Consider the following 21,299-nt stretch of genomic DNA (forward strand, 5'->3'; position numbering starts at 1 on the left):
AAACATTTACATTTCTGAATGTCTTTAATAATCTAGGATTTTTAATTTTTAGGGTTCATCGTTCAAAAAACGCCTTTTCCCGACAGCCCCTTTTTAAGCTTATCTTTAATTGTTTTTTATAATATACACTAAATTTTAGATATCAACAACCTCATAGTCCTGAAGAAGAGTGTCTATAAGGAGTATTTTATTTCTTAGGGAACTTTCTCTCCCAATCAGTATTTTTACTGCTTCTGCTACCTCAAGAGAGGCCACAAGAGCTGGAGTAAACGGCGGATTTCCAATAGATTCTTCTTTGCCTTTCCCCTTCTTATCTCCATATATTCTCTTTAAGGTATTATCTTCTGGAAATATAACGCTTACTTGTCCGTACCAGCCGCAAATAGCCCCGTGAACCATCTTTATATTCATATCCTTTGCAGCCGATGCTAGGATTAATCGAGTGTCTATACTATCTAGAGCATCTACTACAATATCAAAGTCTTTGATTAATTCCCGGGCACTTGTCTCTTCAAGCCTTTCCTTTTTTATATCTAAACTTATAGTTGAATTTATCTCTTTAAGCCTTTTTTGTGCTTCCTGGGCTTTTGAGCTACCTATACAAGTTTCTGTGCATAATATCTGCCTATTTAGATTGCTTTCTTCAAAGACATCACAGTCTATAGCTTTTATATGTCCTACTCCCATCCTTGCAAGCATCTCGCAAATATATCCTCCAAGTCCTCCAAGTCCTGCTACAAAAACTTTCTTAGTTTTGAGGCTTTGCTGCTCAGCCTCTGTGATAGTACCTATATTTTTTTTATATCTCTCTTCTACTTCCATCTAACCCCCTCCAACTGGAGGAAATAGAGATACTATATCTTCATCCTTTAGGGGAGTATCTAAAGAGCCATCTCTGCCATTTATTAGAAATATAGCTACATCCTCTTTTTTTATATCTATTTTTTCAAGTATTTCATTTCCGTCCTTTGCATCTACCTGAATTTTTTTTCCTCTGTTTTCCCTAAACGTGGCAAACAGTCTGACTTCAATCATTATATATCAATCCCTAGTTCGCTAAGTTTTTCAGAGGTTGGCTCTCCGCTTACCCAGCCCCTTACTTCATAATACTTTGGCAGCATTTCGGAAAGTCTTGCAACCTCACCTTTTGAAGGTCCATCAACTATAGGCTCTTCAAGAAGTCTCTTAGGAAGAGTGTCCTGATCTCCTCCAACACCCGCTCTTATATTAAATACTCTTTCTATATTGTAGATTCTTTCTCCTGCTGTCATTAGCTTATCTGCATCATACTCAGTTCCTGCAGATGCATTATAAAGCTCAGAGTATTCGTTAGCTCCAAGGGCAAATGATGTAAACAGACACATTCCCATGGAATCAATTACGGCAGTAAGATCTTGGAATATCTTAGCCCACTCAGGTTTTTTGTCTATAGAGAATCTATCAAGCTTTTCTGGAAGACCTAGAATCTCAGGAGAAATCAGATAACCTCTAACATGACATCCTCCTCTATTTGATGTAGCATACTGAACAGCTTGACCTTGGATAGCTCTAGGGTCATATGCCGGAAGTTCTTGCTTCTTTACAGACATAGATAGCTCAGCCATTCCATAGCTATCACAAAGCTCATAGGAACCCATTGCCATCCTAGCTCCAAGCCCTTCCCCTTTACCTATCATTTCTGTCCAAGCTACTACGGATTCGTTGTTTCCAAACTCAAGGGCTACTCCGTTAAGCTCCTCGTCCTTAATATATCCCTTTTGCTTAAGCTCCATTGCAGCTGCAATTGTAGCTCCTACAGATATGGTATCCATTCCATATTCATTGCAAAGGTGGTTTGCCTTTATTACGGTATTCATATCAGAAACTCCGCAGTCAGATCCAAATGACCAAAGTGTCTCATATTCAGGTCCGCCTATTACTTGATCGTCAAGCTTTACAACTCTACCGCATCCTATAGGACATCTTGCACAGGCACTTCTTTTAACTAGGAATTTTTCTGCCATTGTCTCCCCGCTTATTCCTTCAGCATCAGCAAACTGGGATGTTTGGAAGTTATTAGTTGGATTGATTCCACCTTCGTTTATTATGTTTACAAGAACCGCAGTTCCGTAGGTAGGAAGTCCTCCTCCTGTTACTCCATTTTCTTTGATAAGGGCATTACATTTTTTTACAACTTCTTTAAGCTTTTCATCATCGTGAAGCTCTAGCTTGTTTGAGCCCTTTACTGTAATTGCCTTTAGGTTTTTAGAACCCATTACAGCTCCTACTCCTGATCTTCCTGCCGCTCTATCATGATCATTCATTATAGATGCCATCTTGGATAGTTTTTCTCCTGCTGGTCCTATAAGAAGTACTCTGCATTTTTCTCCTTCAGTCTGCTTTAAAGTGTTTTCAGCCTCAATTACAAGCTTACCCCAAAGATGATCTGCATCCTTGATTTCAACCTTATCATCTTTTATATCTATATAACACGGACTATCTGCTTTACCTTCAATTACTATTGCATCATATCCACAGGCCTTAAACTCTGGTCCCCAGTGCCCCCCTGAATTTGAGGATGCTATTGCTCCTGTAAGAGGGGATTTTGTTATTACCATATATCTTCCTCCTGTAGGAACCGGAGCTCCTGTCATAGGTCCAGTGGCAATTATAAGCTTATTTTCAGGAGAAAGGGGATCTATTGTCGGCTCAACTTCGTCAAAATACATTCTTGTTCCGAGCCCTCTCCCACCTATGTAGTCATTGGCATACTGCATATTAAGGGGCTCTACATTTATAGATTTGTCTGTTAAATTAACTCTTAAAACTTTACCTGCATAGCTTTTCATAATTATTGCCTCCCTTGTATAAAAAAGAATATTATCTAAATATTCTGAATTAGCAAGAATTATGCCAGCTTTATCCTATATTATATTTTTTTAGCATACGATAAAGGGTGCTTCTTGATACGCCTAGATATATGGCAGTCTTTGAAAGATTTCTTTCATTTAATATAATTGCTTTTTCTAGTTCTGTCTTTTCTATTTTCTCTAATCTCCCCATTTTGTCTGGAAAATTTTCAGTAGCCCTTTCTAGTTCAATAAAAGAAGTAGGAAAACTTCCCGTAATAGCGTACAATTCAGCTGCATTTTCAAGTTCTCTTATATTTCCAGACCATGGATTATTTAATATTTTTTGAACCTCTTCTTTAGATATTTTAGGTATTTCTACACCATTTCTTTTTGCCGATTTTTCCAAAAAATACTCAAATAAAATAGGTATATCCTCTTTTCGTTCTTTTAAAGTTGGTAAAAAAAGTGGCAAAACAAAAATCCTATAATAGAGATCTTGTCTAAATCTTCCCTTTTCAACCTCAAGCTTAAGATTTTTGTTAGTTGCAGCTATAATCCTTACGTCCACCGGTATAGGGTTTTTTCCTCCCACTTTGTCAACTACTCCCTCTTCAATTACTCTAAGAAGTCTTATTTGAAGTGAAAGGGGCATTTCCCCTATTTCATCAAGAAAAATAGTTCCACTATCTGCTTGTTCAAATTTACCTACTTGTCCCCCTTTTTTTGCACCTGTAAAAGAACCTTCTTCATATCCAAAGAGCTCTGATTCTATAAGAGTATGGGGTATAGCTCCACAATTCACTGCAATAAACGCAGACTCCTTTCTCTCGCTATAATTATGAATAGCATGGGCAAAAAGCTCTTTTCCAGTCCCACTTTCCCCTTGAATAAAGATTGTAGCCGATGAGGTCGCAAGTTTTTTAGCATAATCTATTGTGTCTAGAAAAATTTGACTTTTTCCTATTAGCTTATCGAATGTGTATATTGCTTTATTTTTTAATATCTCATCATAGCTTTTTCTTCTCATAAAGGCCTCCTATGTGTCATTATAGGACAATTAATGTTTCAAACATTGTCTCATTTTGTATCATTTGTTTCATTATATCAGAGAAAATGCAAATCGACTAAATTTTGAAAAAATTCTCCTTTGAATTCGGGTATTTTGGGAATCAAAAAAGGAAGCTCAGTATTAAAACTATAGCTTCCTTCTTTATTTTTTAATTTTGAAATAAGTTTTCTATTACTTTCATTTTCATGATTACTTTAAAGATTGGATATCCAAGAAGAGTCACCACTATAAACTGCCCCAGAGCTACATAAGCTGCAGTTGACATAAAGGGAAGACCTGCAAACACTGTAAGCATCAGCCCAATAATTATTCCATTTGCAATGGTTGGCCATAGAGTTGCCACAAATAAAGTCTTGGACTTTGATACCATATAAACCGCTATCCATGTAGCAAGGGTTCCAAATATAATGTCAGGTAGTCCAAATGGACTGAAGAGATTGGCAATAAAGGTTCCCAGCACAAGTCCTGGTACAAATGTTGGGTTAATAAATGCCAGCAAGGTCATAATCTCTGAAAGTCTCAGCTGGATTGGACCATAGCTTATTGGAGCCATAATCATAGTTAAAACTGCATATACAGCAGCAGTAGCACCTATTAAGGTGAGTTCCTTGGTATTAATTTTTTTCAAAACACTTCCTCCTCTTGATTTTTTTACCTTAGGTGCATTGCTAAGACTTTCCGATTTTCAAGCGGAAAATCAAGCAATGCATCCTCGAAATAAATTCGACTAAAATACTGAGAAAGCTACACTCCCTCAGTATTAAGTCTCATTTTATAGAAGTGGGTCCCAAGCAAACACTTCTCTTTAGTTTTCCGAAAAACTATTATACTATAGTAATTCTAAAAATAAAAGTATTATATTATTTTATTTTATATTTCAGGGTCATATTCGAATCCATCATTTTTCTTAGTGTTTTTTGCCTCTTTTACAGTTATTTCATAAAGGTCGGTTCTTCTGTTGTTGAACTGCCTCACGCTTCCGCTGCTTCTGCTCCTTCTTAACACCTCAAGATCTATATCCCCAACTATGACCATTTCTATATTTGGGGTACACTCTGCAACGATTCCATCTCTAGGAAATGAAAAGTCAGATGGAGTAAATATCGCAGACTGGGCGTACTGAATATCCATATTTTCTGCCTCTGTAAGGTTTCCAACTGTGCCTGCTATTACTGTATATACCTGATTTTCTACAGCTCTAGCTTGAGCGCAGTACCTTACTCTAAGGTATCCCTGTCTATCATCAGTACAAAATGGCGAGAATATTATATTAGCTCCCCTTTCTGCAACTATTCTTGAGAGCTCTGGAAACTCCATGTCATAACAGATGAGTATCGCTATCTTTCCGCAGTCTGTGTCAAATATCTTGATTTCATCTCCAGGCTGTATTCCCCACCATCGCTCTTCATTAGGTGTGATGTGTAGCTTGTACTGCTTGTCTATAGTTCCATCTCTTCTAAAAAGATAGGCTATATTGTATATATCTCCATCCTCTTCCACAAAGTGAGAGCCTCCAATAATATTTACATTGTACTTTACTGCAAGGTCTGTAAAAAGCTTGATATAATCCTCTGTATATCTCGTAAGTCTCCTAATGGCAAGACTTGGACTCTTTTCCTCTATAAAGGAAAGAAGCTGGGTTGTAAATATCTCGGGAAAGACTATAAAATCTGACTTGTAGTCAGAGCTTATATCTACATAGTATTCACACTGATGGGCAAAGTCATGAAAAGAGTTGATTTGCTTCATCATATACTGAACCACAAACACCCTAACAGGAAATGACGTCTTGTATATCCTCTTTGTCTGGGGCATATAGTCTATATTTGGCCACTCCATAAGTGTTGCATATTTCATGGAGTTGTCATCATCTTTTAGGTAGTTGTTGTTTATTCTTTTAAGGATAAATCCGTTCATCAGCTGAAATGTAAGTACTGGGTCATATATATTTTGGGCTCTTACTTCTTCCACGTATTCCCTTGGGCTCATTTCTTCGGCATGCTTATGATAGTTTGGTATTCTTCCCCCTATTATTATGCTCTTTAGGTTCATCCTCTGAGCCAGCTCTTTTCTGGCATCATAAAGGCGTCTTCCAATTTTCATTCTTCTGTAATCTGGATGAACCATTACCTCTATACCATAAAGGTTATCTCCGTCATAGTTGTGATTTTTAATATATCCCTTATCCGTAATCTCATCCCAGGTGTGCTTTACATCATATTCATCAAAATTGATAATAAGACTCGAACATGAACCTATGATTTTGTCCTCGTATTCTACACAGAGTTGTCCCTCTGGAAAATGCTTAATATGACTTTTTAGCTGAGCCTTCGTCCAAGGCTTCATATTTGGAAAGCATATCTTTGAGAGCTCTATAATTTCATCAATATCTTCGACCTTTATATTTCTAAGATGAATCTTTTTTTCAAATTTACTTAAGTCCATATCTGACATAAAAAAACCTCCTGTACTCTTCTTCTGACTAATCCCTATTTTATATACCCTAATTCTCATTGGATAGAACAAAAAAAGAAAAAGCCATCAGAAATAATATCTGATAGCCTTTTTCTTTTATAGGGATTGCTTAATTTCCATAAGGTTAATTCTCTTATCTAATTTAAATTATCCAAGGAATATTTTCATATCATCTTCTACAGTTCCTATTCCTGCTATACCAAAGTTTTTAACAAGTACGTCAGCAACATTTGGTGAAAGGAACGCTGGAAGTGTAGGTCCAAGGTGAATGTTCTTAACTCCTAGGAAAAGAAGAGCTAGAAGAACTATTACAGCCTTTTGCTCATACCATGCAATGTTATAAGCTATTGGAAGATCATTTATATCTTCAAGCCCAAATACTTCTTTAAGTTTAAGAGCTATTACTGCAAGTGAGTATGAATCGTTACACTGTCCTGCATCAAGTACTCTTGGTATTCCGCCGATATCTCCAAGGTTTAGCTTGTTGTATCTGTACTTAGCGCATCCTGCAGTAAGGATTACTGTATCTTGAGGAAGTGCCTCTGCAAACTCTGTGTAGTAGTTTCTTTCTTTGAATCTTCCGTCACAACCTGCCATTACAAAGAACTTCTTGATAGCTCCAGATTTCACTGCATCTACAACCTTATCAGCAAGTGCCATAACCTGATTGTGAGCAAATCCACCAACTATTTCTCCTTCTTCAAGCTGTGTAGGAGGGGCACATTTTTTAGCCTGCTCTATTATTTGAGAGAAGTCTTTCGCTCCGCCAGCTGGTCTATCAGCTATATGAGTAGCACCTGGATATCCTGAAGAACCTGTAGTGTATAGTCTGTCTAGGTAAGTATGTTTAGACTTAAGAGGAACTATACAGTTAGTAGTAAATAGGATAGGTCCGTTGAAAGCTTCGAATTCATCGTTTTGGGACCACCATGATCCTCCGTAGTTTCCTACGAAATGCTCATATTTCTTAAACGCTGGGTAGTAGTTAGCTGGAAGCATTTCAGAGTGAGTATATACATCTACTCCAGTTCCATCTGTCTGCTTAAGCAGCTCTTCCATATCCTTAAGGTCGTGACCAGAGATAAGGATTGCTGGGTTATTTCTTGTTCCTATATTAACCTTTGTTATTTCTGGGTTTCCATAAGCGCTTGTGTTTGCCTTGTCAAGAAGAGCCATTGCATTTACTCCATGCTCTCCAGTTTTTAGAACAAGCCCTATAAGCTCATCAACGCTAAGGTCCATAGTTACTTTTGCAAGAGCCTCTTCCATAAAGCTTGAAAGCTCGTCACTGCTGTGTCCTAGGTTGTTTGCATGCTCATAATATGCAGCAAGTCCTTTAAGGCCAAATACTACAAGTGATTTCAGAGCTCTTACATCTTCATTCTCTATTGAAAGGAATCCAACTTGGCTAGAAAGCTGGTCCATTTCTTCTCTTGTTTTTACTGTGAATGTAGCGCTTGGATGACTAAGCTCTCTACCCAGTTGATTTTTAAGGTTTTCTCTTATTTCTAGTGCTTCACGTATCTTCCCTTCTATTACATCATCATTGAAGTTAGCATTAGTTATAGTAGAGAAAAGACCTTCCATAATAAATCTGTCAACTTTAGGGTCTATATTTTCCCCTTTTCCTCTAAGCTCTTGAGCATAAAGAGATATGCCTTCAAGTGAATAAATAAGTAAGTCCATTAGATTTGATAGGTCGTTTCCTTTCCCACAAACCCCTACTGATGTACAGGCATAACCTTTTGCTGCTTCTTGACATTGATTACAATACATAAAATGCACCTCCAAAATTTTTTTATAATATTTTTCTGAAAGATTAGGAATGTTCTGTCATATATAGAGCTATTCGTTCCCTGTATACCCAAATGGTAAATTTTAAACAGTTATATTCTCAATGGATTATCATATGATTTTTCGAAAATCATATATTCATTGAAAATGCTTATATTTCATAATCTATTCTAAAAAATCCTAAATCAAAATTTTAAAATAAATTTGAATTTATACCATTTTAGTAGTTTTTTCTTTCAGAAAACTTCATATTAAACCTTACTGTTACAATTTAACCTAAAAAAAGATTAAATACTGTAACATATGTTACAATACTTAATCTTTTTTGATTTTTGCTATTATTTATATATCACTTTTATTTTTTAGCCTGTTTTAGAAGCTTATAAATATTCTTCCTCTTTGTCTTTAATCTCTTTTAAAACTTCATCAAGCTCATTTTTATGAGATGCTAATATCCTTACCATCATCTCTTCTGCCGCTTCCTCTATTTCAGGCAAGACAAATCTAATTTCCCATAAAGGATTGAACTCTTCTTCTATTGCTTCAATTGATAAGACATCCTCCAGAGCTTTGACCTTGTCTTCATCGTAGTAGTCATATATAGCACTATACTGCCAGTCCTGCACATCAAAATCTGTGCTTACTCTCATATGAGCTATATTCTTTCCATCCTGCTCTAGTACATAAATAGAATCTATATAGTCGCCGTGCTCTTTTATCATATAGCTTCCTACTTCTTTATCAAGAAAGCCAGTTTCCGCATCTTTTTTCATTATAATTACTGCAAATGGTTCCAATATTTTTTCCTCCAGCTAATTCTATTTATCTTCCTTAAGTCTTGGTAGCCCTTCTTCCGTGCTGATGCATAGTGCTACTAGACCAGGTCCCGTATGAACACCTATCACTGGGCTTACCTGAGTTTCTACAACTGTTCGCACTCCTTCTAAAGCTCTGAACTTTTCGGCTATAGCATCTGCTTCTTCCTGGGCTCCACCGTGAAGTACTGCCACATCAAAAGCTTTCTTCCCCTTTAATGCACCCTCTACAACATCATAAATTGCGGCTAAGGATTTCTTTCTCCCTCTAACTTTCTTTACTGTAAAATACTGTCCGTCTCCTGCTTCATCAACAGATACTATAGGCTTGATATTTAACATATCTCCAAGAGTTCCTTCTACTCTTCCCATTCTTCCACCTTTTTTAAGGTAATAAAGAGTAGGTATTACAAAAAATGCTCTTGTATTTTTTAGCCCTTCTTTTACAATATCTGTAACTTCTGTAAAGGTTTTTCCTTCCTCTACAGCTTTTGCTCCTTCAATAAGTGCAAAGCCCATTCCCCATGAAATAGACTTAGAATCTATAAGCTCTATATTCATAGAATCTTCATAGTCTATGGCAATATTTCTTACCATATTGTATGTTCCACTAAGACCAGATGATATGAATACTCCTAGTACATCTGTATATCCCTCTGCCTTTAAAGAATCAAAAGTTTTTACAACATCTGCTGTAAGGGGAAGGGATGTCTTTGGAACTTCCTTTTCCATATCTCTATATATCTGCTCTGGTGTTATATCTACCTTGTCTCTATATATTCTGCTTTTGTATATAATTTGCAGAGGGAAAACCTTTATGTCATATTTTTCAATCATGTCCTTTGTAATATCACTTGTTGAATCAGTAATAATAGCTATTTTACCCATTATCCCACTCCTTTTCATCTAATTAAATTATCCTTATCCCTTTGCCCCTATCAAAAAGATATATATATCCCTCAGCTACATCCATACCGCTGCTTTTCATTAAGGCTTCCTTGTAAAGCTCAAGCTGTCTGGAGTATTTTGACGCTGCCTCCTCAGGAGATGAAAGTCCTATATAGTCAGTCTTATAATCTATTATTACCCATCTACCCTTTTCCTCAAAGCAACAATCTATTATTCCACTTACGATTACCTTTTCTTTTTTTAGCATAAATGAAACTTCTCTTTTCACTAAATCAGATTCAATGAGTCTTTTTCCAATATCGCTTTCCAAAAACTCTAAAATTTTGTCAATATCTACAGCTTTTGCCTCTTCTTCAGTTAAAAGTTCATTTACAGTAAATATGTTAATTTGATTAATTATATCATTTTTTTCTTTTATTTTGTGTATATCTAAATTTTGCATTACAAAATGCATGACTGTACCTTTTCGAGCTCCTGTAAATGCCTTTTTTCCCTCTAAAAATCTTGGAGCTTTTTCTATAATAAGGGGTGCGTAAAGGTTTAGAGCTTCATCCCTAACTATCTGACTCACGCTTGTTTTTGGTGGAACTTTGACATCACTTTCAAAAGGATAGACATATTCCAGTCTCCTCTTTACTTCATTTAATATCTCTTTATTTGGCATATAGTTATAGTCTTTTAATAATGCTTTCATGCTTTCTTTATTATTTTCTTCCTTATCCTTAATCTCAAGTATATCTGATTTTCTAACAAGATTTAATACAAAGGGGTTATTGCTCTCTTTTATTTCATCATCATCTATAGCCTTTTCTGAGGCCTGTCTAAGAGGTAGTCCATCCTTATGCCTTGCCACAGCTGCAAGCATCCACGAGAGGAAATTTTTCTTGGAAAAAAGATAACCCTTTCCATCCCCCTTTAACGCTTCATCTGCCACCTTTTCTATACTCCTTACTGATCCAACCATAAATAGATAGTCTACGGGTCTTGTAAGTGCAACATACAAAATCCTAAGCTCTTCTGAAAGCATCTCATTTGTAAGCTTTATTTTTATGGCAGTCTTTGCTATAGAATCATTGTATGTCCCAAGTTCAAGATTTACATATTTGGGACCAAGTCCAAGGTCCTTATGAAAGGTAATATCATTTTTGAAATCCTGCTGGTTAAAGTTTTTTCCAAGTCCGCATACAAAAACAACAGGAAATTCAAGGCCTTTACTTTTGTGGATACTCATGACTCTAACAAGGTTTTCACTTTGACTTATAGCTTTAGCCTCCTGGGTGTCACCCTTGTCCTTTAAAAGCTTGTCTATAAATCTTAAAAATCCAAATAATCCTTTTGAGGCTGAATCTTCAAACTCCTTGGCTTTATCAAGAAGTGATTTAAGATTTTCCTGTCTCTCTTTCCCTCCTGCCATAGCTCCCATATAGCTATAGTAGTTTGTATCTATCATAAGATACCAAAGAAATTCATCTAGCTTTTTTAGTTTCTCAACGAAACTATATCTATTTATTTTATTTATAAAGCTATTTATTTTATTTGCTATCTCATCATTTTCTTCATCCCTATAGGTAATTACCGCCTTATAAAATGACCCTTCTCTTGTTTTTATCCTTATTTTTATAAGCTCTTCTATTTCAAAGCCTCCAATTACAGAGTTCATTACAGAAAGAATCGCTTCGTCCTGCTCTATATTATCTATAATCTTTAGAAGGTCCAAAAACAGTCTTATTTCCATTACATCATAGTATGAAGAGTTATAATCTACATAACATGGTATGTTTTGACTTTTAAATATCTTTCCAAAGGCATCGGCAGCCTTGGAAGGGGATCTCATTAAGATTACAATATCCCCATAGCCTATAGTTTCATATTTTTTCGTCTTTGGATTGTAATGCTCTTTTCCAATAAGCTCTTTAATCTTCTGGGCAGTATACATTGCTTCAAGCTCAGGAGACTCTATATCTTCATCCTCTTCTTTTGCTTCTTCTCCACTCTTTGACTCAATCACAGTCATCTGCACTCTTGAAGATTCCTTTGGAAACTCCATAGATGGTCTAAGGTGTGCCGACTCATCATAATCAATCTCTCCAAGCTCCTTTGACATTAAAGACCTAAATATAAAGTTTGCAAATTCAAGAATCTCCATTCTACTTCTAAAGTTTTCCGAAAGGTCCAGTCTCATGTCTACAGTCTCTTCGCCTTTTGAGAACCTTTCATATTTTTCTATAAAAAGAGTGGGGTCTGCGAGACGAAATCTATATATAGACTGTTTTACATCTCCAACTAAAAATAGATTGTCCTCCCTTTTTATATGGTTGATTATAGTTTCCTGCACTATATTGCTATCTTGATACTCATCAAAAAATATATATTTGTACTTTCCCCTCAGGTCATCCCTCACTCTAGAGTCCTCAAGCAAATTTAGAGCATAATGCTCAAGGTCTGAAAAATCAAGAACTCCTTCGTGGCTCTTTTTCTCTTTATATATCCTGTCAAAGTTCCCTACAGTCTCCTTTAGACTTTTCATAAGAGGATACATATCTTTCAGTTCTTTTATTTGCCTTTTAAAATCTCTTATACTTGCACTTTTTTTGAGCTTTTCAATGCCATTTTTTTTGATTAGACTATCTCTTAAATCCTTGACCTTAATTATAAGATTTTCATCAAGGTCTTCTTTCATTTTTTTACTTATAGTCTTCATTCTTTGAAATGATACATCTGATATCTTACTATAGTATCTTTCAAGGGATTCATTTAAAGCAGTTTCTATATCCTCAATAAGGTCAATATCACTTCTTAGGGCTTCCTCGTATGGTTTAGGCCCTCCTTCAAAATTACAGAGCCTTATCCCCTCAAGGGCCGCAAGTCTTGCCCCTTCAAGCTTCATGGTGATATCTTCTTTTATAGCTTTAGCCCATAAGGATTCGTTGAATTTATTTTCATCTATATTAAACTCTTCACTTTTTTCTTCAAGCCACTTAAGAGGATAGGGCTGGCTTTGTATGAAGGAATACGTCATGTTTATTAGGGCTTCTATATTTTGATCTCCTCTTTTTCCACCATAGGAGTCAACGAGACTTAAAAAATCTTCATCCTCTTCTTCGTATTTTGTTTCCATAAGCTCGCTCATAGCCTCTGATTTTAGTATCTGAACTAAGGTCTGGCTTGCTATCCTAAAGGATGGATCTATATCTATGATATGAAAATTCCTTCTTAATATTTCCATGCAAAAGGAGTGCATGGTGCTTATATTTGCCCTTGGGACATTTTGAAGCTGCTTTCTTATATATATTTCATCCTCAGGGTGAGTATCTATATAGTCAAGAAGCCTATTTTTTATCCTTTCTTTCATCTCGGAGGCTGCTGCATTTGTAAAGGTAACTACAAGGAGGCTTGTGACATCAACTCCCTCTTTTGTAATCATATCTATAATCCTTTGAACAAGTACAGCTGTCTTTCCAGAACCAGCTGCAGCTGATACAAGTAGATTTTTTCCCCTTGTTTCTATGGCCATTCTCTGCTGATTAGTCCAATCCATCCTTCGCCCCTCCTTTAAAAAGTATTTCCTTTATTTGCTTGTCATTTAGATTTTTTAGGTTTTTGTGATTATTTCCATCAAGTTTTTCATCAAATTTGCATACTGATGAGTATTTACAGTACTGACAAGGAGTGCCCCCCTTTTTTGCATAAGGCTCTATGGATATATTTCCATTTAGTATTTCCTTCGACATATCCTTTACCATAGTCATGACATGGTCTATAAGAATACCAAACTCCTGCTCTGTAAGTGCATTTTCTCCTACTACTTCACTATCCTTTACCTTGATTCCTGCAACTGTTGAGTCCCCTTCAATCTCTGCTTCGATTCCCCTTGCTACCCTTATGTCCTTTAAGACTATTCCCTGCATCCTAAGCTCTTTTTCTATAAGCCTTTCTACTTCCTCAGGACTTTCGGACTCAGTCTTTATAAGAGTATCCATGATTGGAAAATAAAACACTCCTGCAGGATGAAGCTCTGTTTTTTTAAATATTTGAGGATTTTCCAAAAGAGCATCCATATATACAACAAGCTGTATATCTAAACCATAGTAAGCATCTTCAAGACTGAAGGATTTTTTTCTGGATTTATAATCCACTATTTTTACAAAGGATTCTTCATCATCTTCAAGGATATCTACCCTATCTATTCGGCCCGTTAAAGTAATTTCATCCTCTCCAAGGTTTATCACAATATCAGGTATCTCAAGCTCTTGGGCAACCATTTCAAATCTTCCCTTTGTTATATGATTAATCATGGTCCACGCTGCTCTTTGGGATATCTTTTTGATTTTTTTCATTACATAAGCATTTCTCTTTGAACTTTCCATTAGTATTTTCACATTGTGAGAGATAGACTCTTCCACAATGCTATCCATCACCTTATTGCAATATTCTCTATCAATGAGCTGAGGAAGATTTTTAATCTCGTTTGCTTTTTGAGCAAATTTTTCTATGGAGTTGTGAAATATACTTCCAAGCTCCAGCGGACTTATCTCATGAATCTTTCTTTCCTTTGGCCTCAAACCATATTCTATAAAGTGGTCGTATGGACATTTTGCAAACTTTTCAAGTCTAGTAACACTTGCCTTAAAAGGTGCGTCGTAGAGTTTTTTTGCATAGTCCTTTCCTATATTCTCCACTTTGTTTGTATAAAAAAGACTGTCTATTAGCATATTTCTGGCTTCAAAATATTCCTGATTTTCGTGAAAATAGCCATATATGGATAGGTATTTTTCATCTATCTCTCCATCCTCCACATAGTCCCTAAGAGCCTGACCTATATGTCTAAAGGTCGGCTCCTTTCTATCTACAGCTTCCATTGGATTAAGTGAGGCAAGCTCACTTTCTATCTTGATATTTGGAAGTATTTTTATGATTTTCTCCAGCACAGTTGATGGCCTAAGAGCTTTACCTTCCTCATCTGCTAAGGAATAGCTAAGGTAAAGATACTCAGAGGGCTTCGATACTGCACTATATATTCCAAGGCTTTCTTCCTTTAGTCTATTTTCCCTTTCTGAAGGAAGATTAACCCCTAGGTCTTTGAGTCTTTCCTTATCCTCATCAAGAAGAATCGGGCTATCCTTCGAAATCCTTGGAACATAGGTATCATTGAATCCAAGGAAAAACAAGGCTTTGATTCCTGCGCTCCTGCTCCTGTCAAGGGTTACTGTAAGAACCTGATCACTAGCTGGGGGAATCACTCCTATCTCGTGTCTTTTTAACCCTTCGTATAAAATCGTCCTGAATTCCCCTAGAGTTATTTTCTCTTCTCCTAAAATCTCTACAAACTGGTCTAGGGTTTCAAGTAAGACATTCCATATCTGAGCACTTTCATTGGCATGATCCAGCATCTGCTCTTCCTTTAAGACCTCTACAAAACTCTCTATCTTCTCCTGAGCTTTTATATCTTCTAAAAAGCTAAAAAGATGCTTTGCATAGGAAAGGGCAGTATCTTTTCTCTTAAATTTCTTTTTAAATTTTTCATTAATCTCTAAAATGTAATCTCTAGCTTCTTTTATTTGCTCTTTCTCATCCTCTTTATCAAAAAATCTCTCTTCCTCGAATCTGTGGTCATCTGACCACATTTTTCCTTTAATTCCCCATTTGAGAACAAAATTTTCAAGCTTGAGATAGTTTTCTCTTTTTATATCTGTAAAATCACTTTTTAAAAATCCAAATACATCCTCATACCTGAGGTTTCTTATCCCCATATCAAGAAAGGAGAATATCATATTGATTAAAGGGCTTGCCATTATATCTCTTTTTATATCAATAAAATGAGGAATTTCATACTCTGTAAATATCCTGTTTATTTTACTGGAATATATCTCAGGCATAGACATAAGAACCGCTATATCTTTGTATCTAAAGCCTTCATCTCTGACAAGACCTACTATTTCGTGGGCGCATCTTTGGACTTCTGATTCAGCTGTAAGAGCCTTATATATTTTAGCTCCTGCTGCCTCCTTTTCAGATGAAGCTGGCCTTTGAATAAAGAGATTTTTTTCAATATAATCAATAGCAAATGGCTTTTTAGAAACCTGCTCAACTGACATGATTTCTATCTTTTCATCTGCTCTCTTTGCTATCTCCATAAGCTGAGTCAAGGTTCCCTCTGTGGGAGAGAATACTTCTTTGTCTTTTGGATTTGACATATCAAGTGTAAGGGCAAAGGTCAGATTTGCTCCAAGAAGGTTGAGCTTTTCAATAACATTTAGCTCAAGGGAGGTAAATCCCGTAAAGCTGTCAAAATAAAACTCTATATCAGAAAGCTCCTTGGCAAGCTCTACTTTTTCAGCTAAAAGGCCTATTCTATCATCATTGTCTACATACCTTCCATCCATATATTCTATAAATCTTTGATATATGAACCCTACCTCATATATTTTTTGACTCAGTAGCTTGTTATCTTGTATTATCTCTGACTTTCCCATAAGGAGCGTCGGGTCTATATTCATCTTTTTCATTTCAGACAATGTATGGCTTAGTTCCTCTAAAAAACCCTCTCTTTTAAATGCTCCCTGATAAAGAATTATTTCTTCTTTGTATTTATCAAAGATGGCCCTAAGTGCCATATGCTTTCCTATTTCATCTATATAAGGTCTTTTTATTCCTCCATGTCTTGAAAGTACTTCCTTTGCAAGTCTTTCAAAGCTCATTACTTTTATATCCACAAGGGAATCTGTATCTATATGCTCCATAAGATTGAGCTCACTTTGAAGGGTAAACTGCTCAGGCACCATAAGATAAGATGAAATGGACTTTTTATGATTTTCTTTCAACTTATCAAGTACTTTTTTTGTCTTGCCGTAGGATGCCCTGCCTGCAATAATTTTTATCATCTAAATCCCTCCTGCAACATTTTTATATCCCTAATCTTCCTACCTTAATAATTATACTCTAAAAATCTGTGTTAACCAAACTACGTAACTATTTGTAACCATAGTAGCCTTGTTATAATTTTCTATTGGCCTTAAAATTATAAATCAAGGATTATTATGTTTTGTCATAAACAATCTTTTAGTGGGATTAACAACTGATATATCCTTATTAGAAATTAAATATTTTACTTTATACTGAAAGGCAGACCTGATATGAAAAAGAATCTTTTAATATTTATTATTATCATAGCTTTGATGGGGATTTTTCTCTATTATGAAAATAATCATCTTACGGTATCACCCTATAAATTCAAGACCGATAATGAAGATATGGCAGGCTTGAAAATCGTCCATATTACAGACCTTCACAATAAATCATTTGGAAAAAACCAGATAAAGCTAATAACTTTAATTGATTCACTTGAGCCAGACGTTGTTTTATTTACGGGAGATATAATAGATGCAAGAAGAGACGGATACGAAAATGCCCTTACTCTGATGAAAGACTTATCTTCGAAATATCCTTTGTATAGAATACTGGGAAACCATGATTATTCAGAGGATGGCTTTCATATAACCTCTCTTCTTGAAAATGAAGACCTCATAACCCTAAAAGATGAAGAAGCTGTATTTTATTATAAGGATATTAGGGTATCTATAAGGGGTATAAAGGACCCTGTGGCTTATCCTAGTGGAAATAGAGAAGAGGTTTATTTGAGCAGTATAGCCATGGGCGAAAAGGAGGATTATAATATCTTATTAGCCCATAGGCCTGAGTATTTTTACGAATATGCCAAAGAAGACTACGACCTTGTCCTTAGTGGTCATTCCCATGGAGGTCAAATAAGGCTACCTTTTATAGGTGGTATAGTAGCTCCTCATCAGGGCATATTTCCAAAATTTGATGGAGGGCTATACGAAGAGAAAAATACTAATATGATAGTAAGCAGAGGACTTGGCAATAGTCTTTTTCCTTTTAGAGTATTTAACAAGCCAGAGGTAGTATTGATAGAATTTGAGAGCCAAACACCTTAAAAAAATCAATTCTTTTAAGAATGAATTAATTTTCAAACTTATTTATTAAAAATCAACTAACTTTAAAAGTAAATTTAAGGAGGAACTTTTTATGAAAAAAGGCTTAGCAGCAGTAATTGCCGTAATAGCAGTATTAGCATTTGTAGTAATCATGCCTCTTGTAGGGACATACAACTCCCTTGTAACTACATCTGAAAATGTGGATGCACAGTGGGCAAATGTGGAGAATGTACTACAAAGAAGATTTGATCTAATCCCAAACCTAGTAGAATCGGTAAAGGGTGCCATGGCTCAAGAGCAGGAAGTATTCGGGCAGATAGCCGAGGCAAGAGCAAGAATGGCTGGAGCTACTACTACAGAGGAACAGGTGGAAGCATCAAATGCACTTGAAGGAGCTCTTGGAAGATTGCTTGTTGTCATGGAAAACTACCCAGAGCTTAGGTCAAACGAAAACGTAACTAGGCTTATGGATGAGCTTGCAGGAACAGAAAATAGAATCGCAGTAGAACGTGGACGTTATAATGATTTAGTAAGAGAGTATAAAACTAAAATCCGAAGATTTCCAACTAATATAGTAGCCGGAATTATGGGCTTTGACGATAGAAGTTATTTCGAGGCTGCATCTGGTGCAGATGAGGCTCCAAGAGTAAACTTTGGAAGCTAAATTTAAGGCGGGAGTGATTTAATTGAAAAAAAGAATTTGTCTACCCTTAGTTTTAGCCTTAGTATTTGTCTTTGGTAGCATGACTTTATATGCTCAAAGTAATGTTCCTTCTCCTACAACTGAGTTTTACGTAGGGGACTTTGCAAATCTGCTTTCCGAAGAAACAAAAGAATTTATTATAAATACTAATTTAAATTATGAACGAAGGGGTGAAAAACCCCAGGTGGTAGTTGTTACAGTTCCTGATATGGGCGGAAACTACCCTGAGTCCTTTACTTTAGAACTGTTTGACCAGTGGAAAATAGGAAACAGCGACCTTGACAATGGAGTGCTGATATTTTTAGCCCTTGAAGAAAGGGACATACGAATAGATGTTGCCTATGGACTTGAAGGAGCTATCCCAGATGGTATTACAGGCTCTATAATAGATAGATCTCTTTCCCATCTTTCAGCTGGAGACTATGACTCAGGACTTCTTCAGATGTTTTATGATGTAACGGAAAGAATCAACGGGGAATATGGTTATTCTCCTGATGATATATATACATCAGATGCACCACTTCCAAGGGGTAATAAAGCTTCCTCCGATGGATTTTTATTTTGGGGAATAGTGATATTCGTAATTATAATTTTTATAATGGGAATCTTCGGCGGAAGAAGACCTCCAGGTTCTAGAAGAAAGAGAAATCTTCCAAGACGAAGTTATACTTCAAGGAGAAATAACTATCCCTTTGGAGGACCATTTGGCACAGGCTCTTTTGGCGGAGGCTCAAGCAAAGGCGGAGGCTTCGGTGGTGGAAGCTTTGGTGGCGGCGGCCGAACCGGTGGCGGAGGCGCTGGAAGAAAATTTTAATAGATATTGATGAGGTGAAATATGAAAAAAGTTGCAGGAGTAACACTTATAGGCCTTGGAATCTTGAGCAGCACTATACCCGTAATACCTGGTTTCTTGCTTGTTGGAGCAGGAGCATCCATGCTTTCAAAGAGATTTGACCTTGGCCTTAAAAAAGTAAAAAGACGATACAAATGCCATAGAAACCCTAAAAAAGGTGCTATAGAAATAGGAAGGCTTGTACTGAAAAAAGAAATATGATAGCTTTTTTACATGCTAAAAATCCTAAAATATAGCTCCACCAGATTATCTCCCCAAAGAGATACTATAAATGCAGATATGCATATATAGGGGCCAAAAGGGACCTCTTCCTTTACTGAAATTTTCTTACCTAAAAGTCTAAGTCCTAGTATCACAAAAAGGGCAACATAAAAAGACAGTATGGATGTAAGAACAGTATCCCTAAGACCAAGAAGCAGTCCTATGGCTCCTATAAGCATCACATCTCCAAAGCCAAACGCTTCTTTTTTGTATATTGCTTTTGCGGCAACATAAATTAAAAGATAAAACGAGAATCCTGCTATTCCTCCCAATATATGAGATTTATAGTCAAATCCTATAAATAGATTTAAAGCTATGCCAAGTACAGTGAAAAAAAGTAGTACTGCATCTGAAATTATCATATGGTCATAGTCAATCATTGCCGTAATAAGGAGCATAGACCATAGGGATATATAAAAGAGTGCTTCAAGGGAAGGACCAAATACTAAATAAGAAAGTAAAAAAAGTCCTCCTGTGGCTATTTCTATAAGTGGATATCTTAATGAAATTTCTGACTTACAGTATCTGCACCTTCTTCCAAGAAATATCCAGCTAAATAACGGTACAAGGTCAATAGCCCTTAGAGATGTACTGCAAGACGGGCACATCGACCTACCTTTTGCTATAGACATATCTAGAGGAATCCTATAAATCACTACATTGTAAAAGCTCCCAAAGAGCATTCCATATATAAAAAAAACAACTCCAAAAATAAAAACACCCCCATGATTGTACTGAACCCATAAACACGAACTAAAAATATTTTCAAACGGACTGTTTACTGTAATCAATAGGTGACAGTCCTTTTAATTTTGTCTTAATTCTTTTTGTATTGTACCAAGCTATATAGTCTTTTTAGGACTGTGCTTATGATTTCATTGCCTCATCCCAAAATCCTCTGACCATATTTTTTATATCATCAGGCTTTGAAAGTATTTTAAAATCATTCCACTCCCTAGGCATTAATGCTCTATATTTAGGATTTAGAAAGCGATCGTCCATCAGAAGTATAAACCCTTTATCAGTCTCTGTCCTTATGACTCTGCCACCCGACTGCATCACCTTGTTCATTGCACTATATCTATAGGCATAGTCAAATCCGTTTTTTCCAAGAGCCTCAAAATGTTCATATATAAGGTCAAGCTCCAAGGAAGCCTTGGCAAGACCCACTCCTACCACAATAACCCCTGAAAGTCTCTCTCCCTTTAGGTCTATACCTTCTGAAAAGATTCCTCCCATCACAGCAAATGCAAGGACCAGTTTATGACTTTGGAGCTCAAAGCTACCTAAAAAATCTTCCCTCTGAGCATCCTTCATATCCCTTGACTGAGAAAAGACCTCCACATCTTCAAATTCTTGGGTAAAAATAGAATATATCTTTTCCATATATTCATAAGAAGGGAAAAAAACCATATAGTTTCCCTTTTTTTCTTGTATGGCTTCATATATTTTAAAGGCTAGGCTTTTTGCACCTTTGTCCCTATGGGCGTACCTTGTGGACACAGATCTATCCACCATTACAAGGAGGTTTTCCCTTGGAAAAGCAATCTGGTAATATGTCAAGAAAAGATTTTTAAAGAAAACGTACAAAAGATTTAAAGAAGGGCAAAGCAAATAGAACCTATGATTTTCAA

Annotated in this window: 18 protein-coding genes; 4 read left to right on the top strand and 14 right to left on the bottom strand. The window is 36.2% G+C overall.

What is annotated here, in order from left to right:
- Positions 1-135: 135 nt before the first annotated feature.
- The 11 genes from J2Z35_RS13315 to addB form a co-directional block, all read right to left on the bottom strand.
- Positions 136-822, bottom strand: coding sequence for a HesA/MoeB/ThiF family protein (locus tag J2Z35_RS13315; RefSeq protein ID WP_209661893.1), 687 nt, complete (start codon positions 820-822; stop codon positions 136-138).
- Positions 823-1,035, bottom strand: a complete 213-nt coding sequence (locus tag J2Z35_RS13320) for a MoaD/ThiS family protein (protein WP_245330910.1) — start codon at positions 1,033-1,035, stop codon at positions 823-825.
- Entirely contained in the window at positions 1,035-2,828 is a 1,794-nt protein-coding gene (locus J2Z35_RS13325) for an aldehyde ferredoxin oxidoreductase family protein (protein ID WP_209661894.1), read from the bottom strand. The genes J2Z35_RS13320 and J2Z35_RS13325 overlap by 1 nt, the downstream gene beginning before the upstream one ends.
- 70 nt (positions 2,829-2,898) lie before the next feature.
- On the bottom strand, positions 2,899-3,858 hold the full coding sequence (locus J2Z35_RS13330; protein ID WP_209661895.1) for a sigma-54 interaction domain-containing protein: 960 nt from the start codon (positions 3,856-3,858) through the stop codon (positions 2,899-2,901).
- A gap of 190 nt (positions 3,859-4,048) precedes the next feature.
- A complete protein-coding gene (locus J2Z35_RS13335) occupies positions 4,049-4,528 on the bottom strand; it encodes a QueT transporter family protein (protein WP_209661896.1) in 480 nt (159 codons plus the stop codon).
- Between the two features lie 242 nt (positions 4,529-4,770).
- Entirely contained in the window at positions 4,771-6,354 is a 1,584-nt protein-coding gene (locus J2Z35_RS13340; protein WP_209661897.1) for a bifunctional GNAT family N-acetyltransferase/carbon-nitrogen hydrolase family protein, read from the bottom strand.
- A 168-nt stretch (positions 6,355-6,522) separates the two neighbouring features.
- The gene (gene hcp, locus J2Z35_RS13345) at positions 6,523-8,151 is read right to left on the bottom strand and encodes a hydroxylamine reductase (RefSeq protein WP_209661898.1); all 1,629 of its coding nucleotides are present in this window, start codon (positions 8,149-8,151) and stop codon (positions 6,523-6,525) included.
- Positions 8,152-8,549: 398 nt separating this feature from the next.
- Complete coding sequence (locus J2Z35_RS13350) at positions 8,550-8,966, bottom strand: DUF6762 family protein (RefSeq protein WP_209661899.1); 417 nt, start codon at positions 8,964-8,966, stop codon at positions 8,550-8,552.
- Positions 8,967-8,987: 21 nt separating this feature from the next.
- On the bottom strand, positions 8,988-9,872 hold the full coding sequence (locus tag J2Z35_RS13355) for a DegV family protein (protein WP_209661900.1): 885 nt from the start codon (positions 9,870-9,872) through the stop codon (positions 8,988-8,990).
- 22 nt (positions 9,873-9,894) lie between these two features.
- Positions 9,895-13,431, bottom strand: a complete 3,537-nt coding sequence (addA, locus tag J2Z35_RS13360) for a helicase-exonuclease AddAB subunit AddA (RefSeq protein ID WP_209661901.1) — start codon at positions 13,429-13,431, stop codon at positions 9,895-9,897.
- Positions 13,418-16,774 (bottom strand): helicase-exonuclease AddAB subunit AddB, encoded by a 3,357-nt coding sequence (gene addB, locus J2Z35_RS13365; RefSeq protein WP_209661902.1) that lies wholly within the window; start codon positions 16,772-16,774, stop codon positions 13,418-13,420. The genes addA and addB overlap by 14 nt, the downstream gene beginning before the upstream one ends.
- Positions 16,775-17,026: 252 nt before the next feature.
- On the opposite strand from addB, the gene J2Z35_RS13370 reads away from it, so the two are divergent.
- From J2Z35_RS13370 to J2Z35_RS13385, 4 genes are all read left to right on the top strand, one after another.
- Complete coding sequence (locus J2Z35_RS13370) at positions 17,027-17,848, top strand: metallophosphoesterase (protein WP_209661903.1); 822 nt, start codon at positions 17,027-17,029, stop codon at positions 17,846-17,848.
- Positions 17,849-17,939: 91 nt separating this feature from the next.
- On the top strand, positions 17,940-18,512 hold the full coding sequence (locus J2Z35_RS13375) for a LemA family protein (RefSeq protein ID WP_209661904.1): 573 nt from the start codon (positions 17,940-17,942) through the stop codon (positions 18,510-18,512).
- A gap of 22 nt (positions 18,513-18,534) precedes the next feature.
- Positions 18,535-19,365 (top strand): TPM domain-containing protein, encoded by an 831-nt coding sequence (locus tag J2Z35_RS13380; RefSeq protein ID WP_209661905.1) that lies wholly within the window; start codon positions 18,535-18,537, stop codon positions 19,363-19,365.
- A 21-nt stretch (positions 19,366-19,386) separates the two neighbouring features.
- Positions 19,387-19,605 (top strand): hypothetical protein, encoded by a 219-nt coding sequence (locus J2Z35_RS13385; protein WP_209661906.1) that lies wholly within the window; start codon positions 19,387-19,389, stop codon positions 19,603-19,605.
- 8 nt (positions 19,606-19,613) lie between these two features.
- Here J2Z35_RS13385 and J2Z35_RS13390 read toward each other — a convergent pair whose 3' ends face one another.
- From J2Z35_RS13390 to J2Z35_RS13400, 3 genes are all read right to left on the bottom strand, one after another.
- Positions 19,614-20,348 (bottom strand): prepilin peptidase, encoded by a 735-nt coding sequence (locus J2Z35_RS13390; RefSeq protein ID WP_209661908.1) that lies wholly within the window; start codon positions 20,346-20,348, stop codon positions 19,614-19,616.
- Positions 20,349-20,430: 82 nt separating this feature from the next.
- Positions 20,431-20,511 carry an IS3 family transposase gene (locus J2Z35_RS13395; RefSeq protein WP_209661909.1) on the bottom strand — a complete coding sequence of 27 codons (81 nt, stop codon included), beginning with the start codon at positions 20,509-20,511 and terminating at the stop codon, positions 20,431-20,433.
- A 21-nt stretch (positions 20,512-20,532) separates the two neighbouring features.
- A partial coding sequence (locus J2Z35_RS13400; RefSeq protein ID WP_281063651.1) for a helicase C-terminal domain-containing protein occupies positions 20,533-21,299 on the bottom strand: 767 nt, incomplete at its 5' end.

This window comes from Acetoanaerobium pronyense (assembly GCF_017874355.1).
In the GTDB taxonomy this organism is placed as follows: domain Bacteria; phylum Bacillota; class Clostridia; order Peptostreptococcales; family Filifactoraceae; genus Acetoanaerobium; species Acetoanaerobium pronyense.

Excerpts from the sequence above, each read along its gene's own strand:
- J2Z35_RS13385 (WP_209661906.1), top strand. The coding sequence starts at position 19,387 with ATGAAAAAAGTTGCAGGAGTAACACTTATAGGCCTTGGAATCTTGAGC.
- J2Z35_RS13320 (WP_245330910.1), bottom strand. The coding sequence starts at position 1,035 with ATGATTGAAGTCAGACTGTTTGCCACGTTTAGGGAAAACAGAGGAAAA.
- J2Z35_RS13390 (WP_209661908.1), bottom strand. The coding sequence starts at position 20,348 with ATGCTCTTTGGGAGCTTTTACAATGTAGTGATTTATAGGATTCCTCTA.
- hcp (WP_209661898.1), bottom strand. The coding sequence starts at position 8,151 with ATGTATTGTAATCAATGTCAAGAAGCAGCAAAAGGTTATGCCTGTACA.
- J2Z35_RS13340 (WP_209661897.1), bottom strand. The coding sequence starts at position 6,354 with ATGTCAGATATGGACTTAAGTAAATTTGAAAAAAAGATTCATCTTAGA.
- addB (WP_209661902.1), bottom strand. The coding sequence starts at position 16,774 with ATGATAAAAATTATTGCAGGCAGGGCATCCTACGGCAAGACAAAAAAA.
- J2Z35_RS13370 (WP_209661903.1), top strand. The coding sequence starts at position 17,027 with ATGAAAAAGAATCTTTTAATATTTATTATTATCATAGCTTTGATGGGG.
- J2Z35_RS13325 (WP_209661894.1), bottom strand. The coding sequence starts at position 2,828 with ATGAAAAGCTATGCAGGTAAAGTTTTAAGAGTTAATTTAACAGACAAA.
- J2Z35_RS13330 (WP_209661895.1), bottom strand. The coding sequence starts at position 3,858 with ATGAGAAGAAAAAGCTATGATGAGATATTAAAAAATAAAGCAATATAC.
- addA (WP_209661901.1), bottom strand. The coding sequence starts at position 13,431 with ATGGATTGGACTAATCAGCAGAGAATGGCCATAGAAACAAGGGGAAAA.
- J2Z35_RS13355 (WP_209661900.1), bottom strand. The coding sequence starts at position 9,872 with ATGGGTAAAATAGCTATTATTACTGATTCAACAAGTGATATTACAAAG.
- J2Z35_RS13315 (WP_209661893.1), bottom strand. The coding sequence starts at position 822 with ATGGAAGTAGAAGAGAGATATAAAAAAAATATAGGTACTATCACAGAG.
- J2Z35_RS13375 (WP_209661904.1), top strand. The coding sequence starts at position 17,940 with ATGAAAAAAGGCTTAGCAGCAGTAATTGCCGTAATAGCAGTATTAGCA.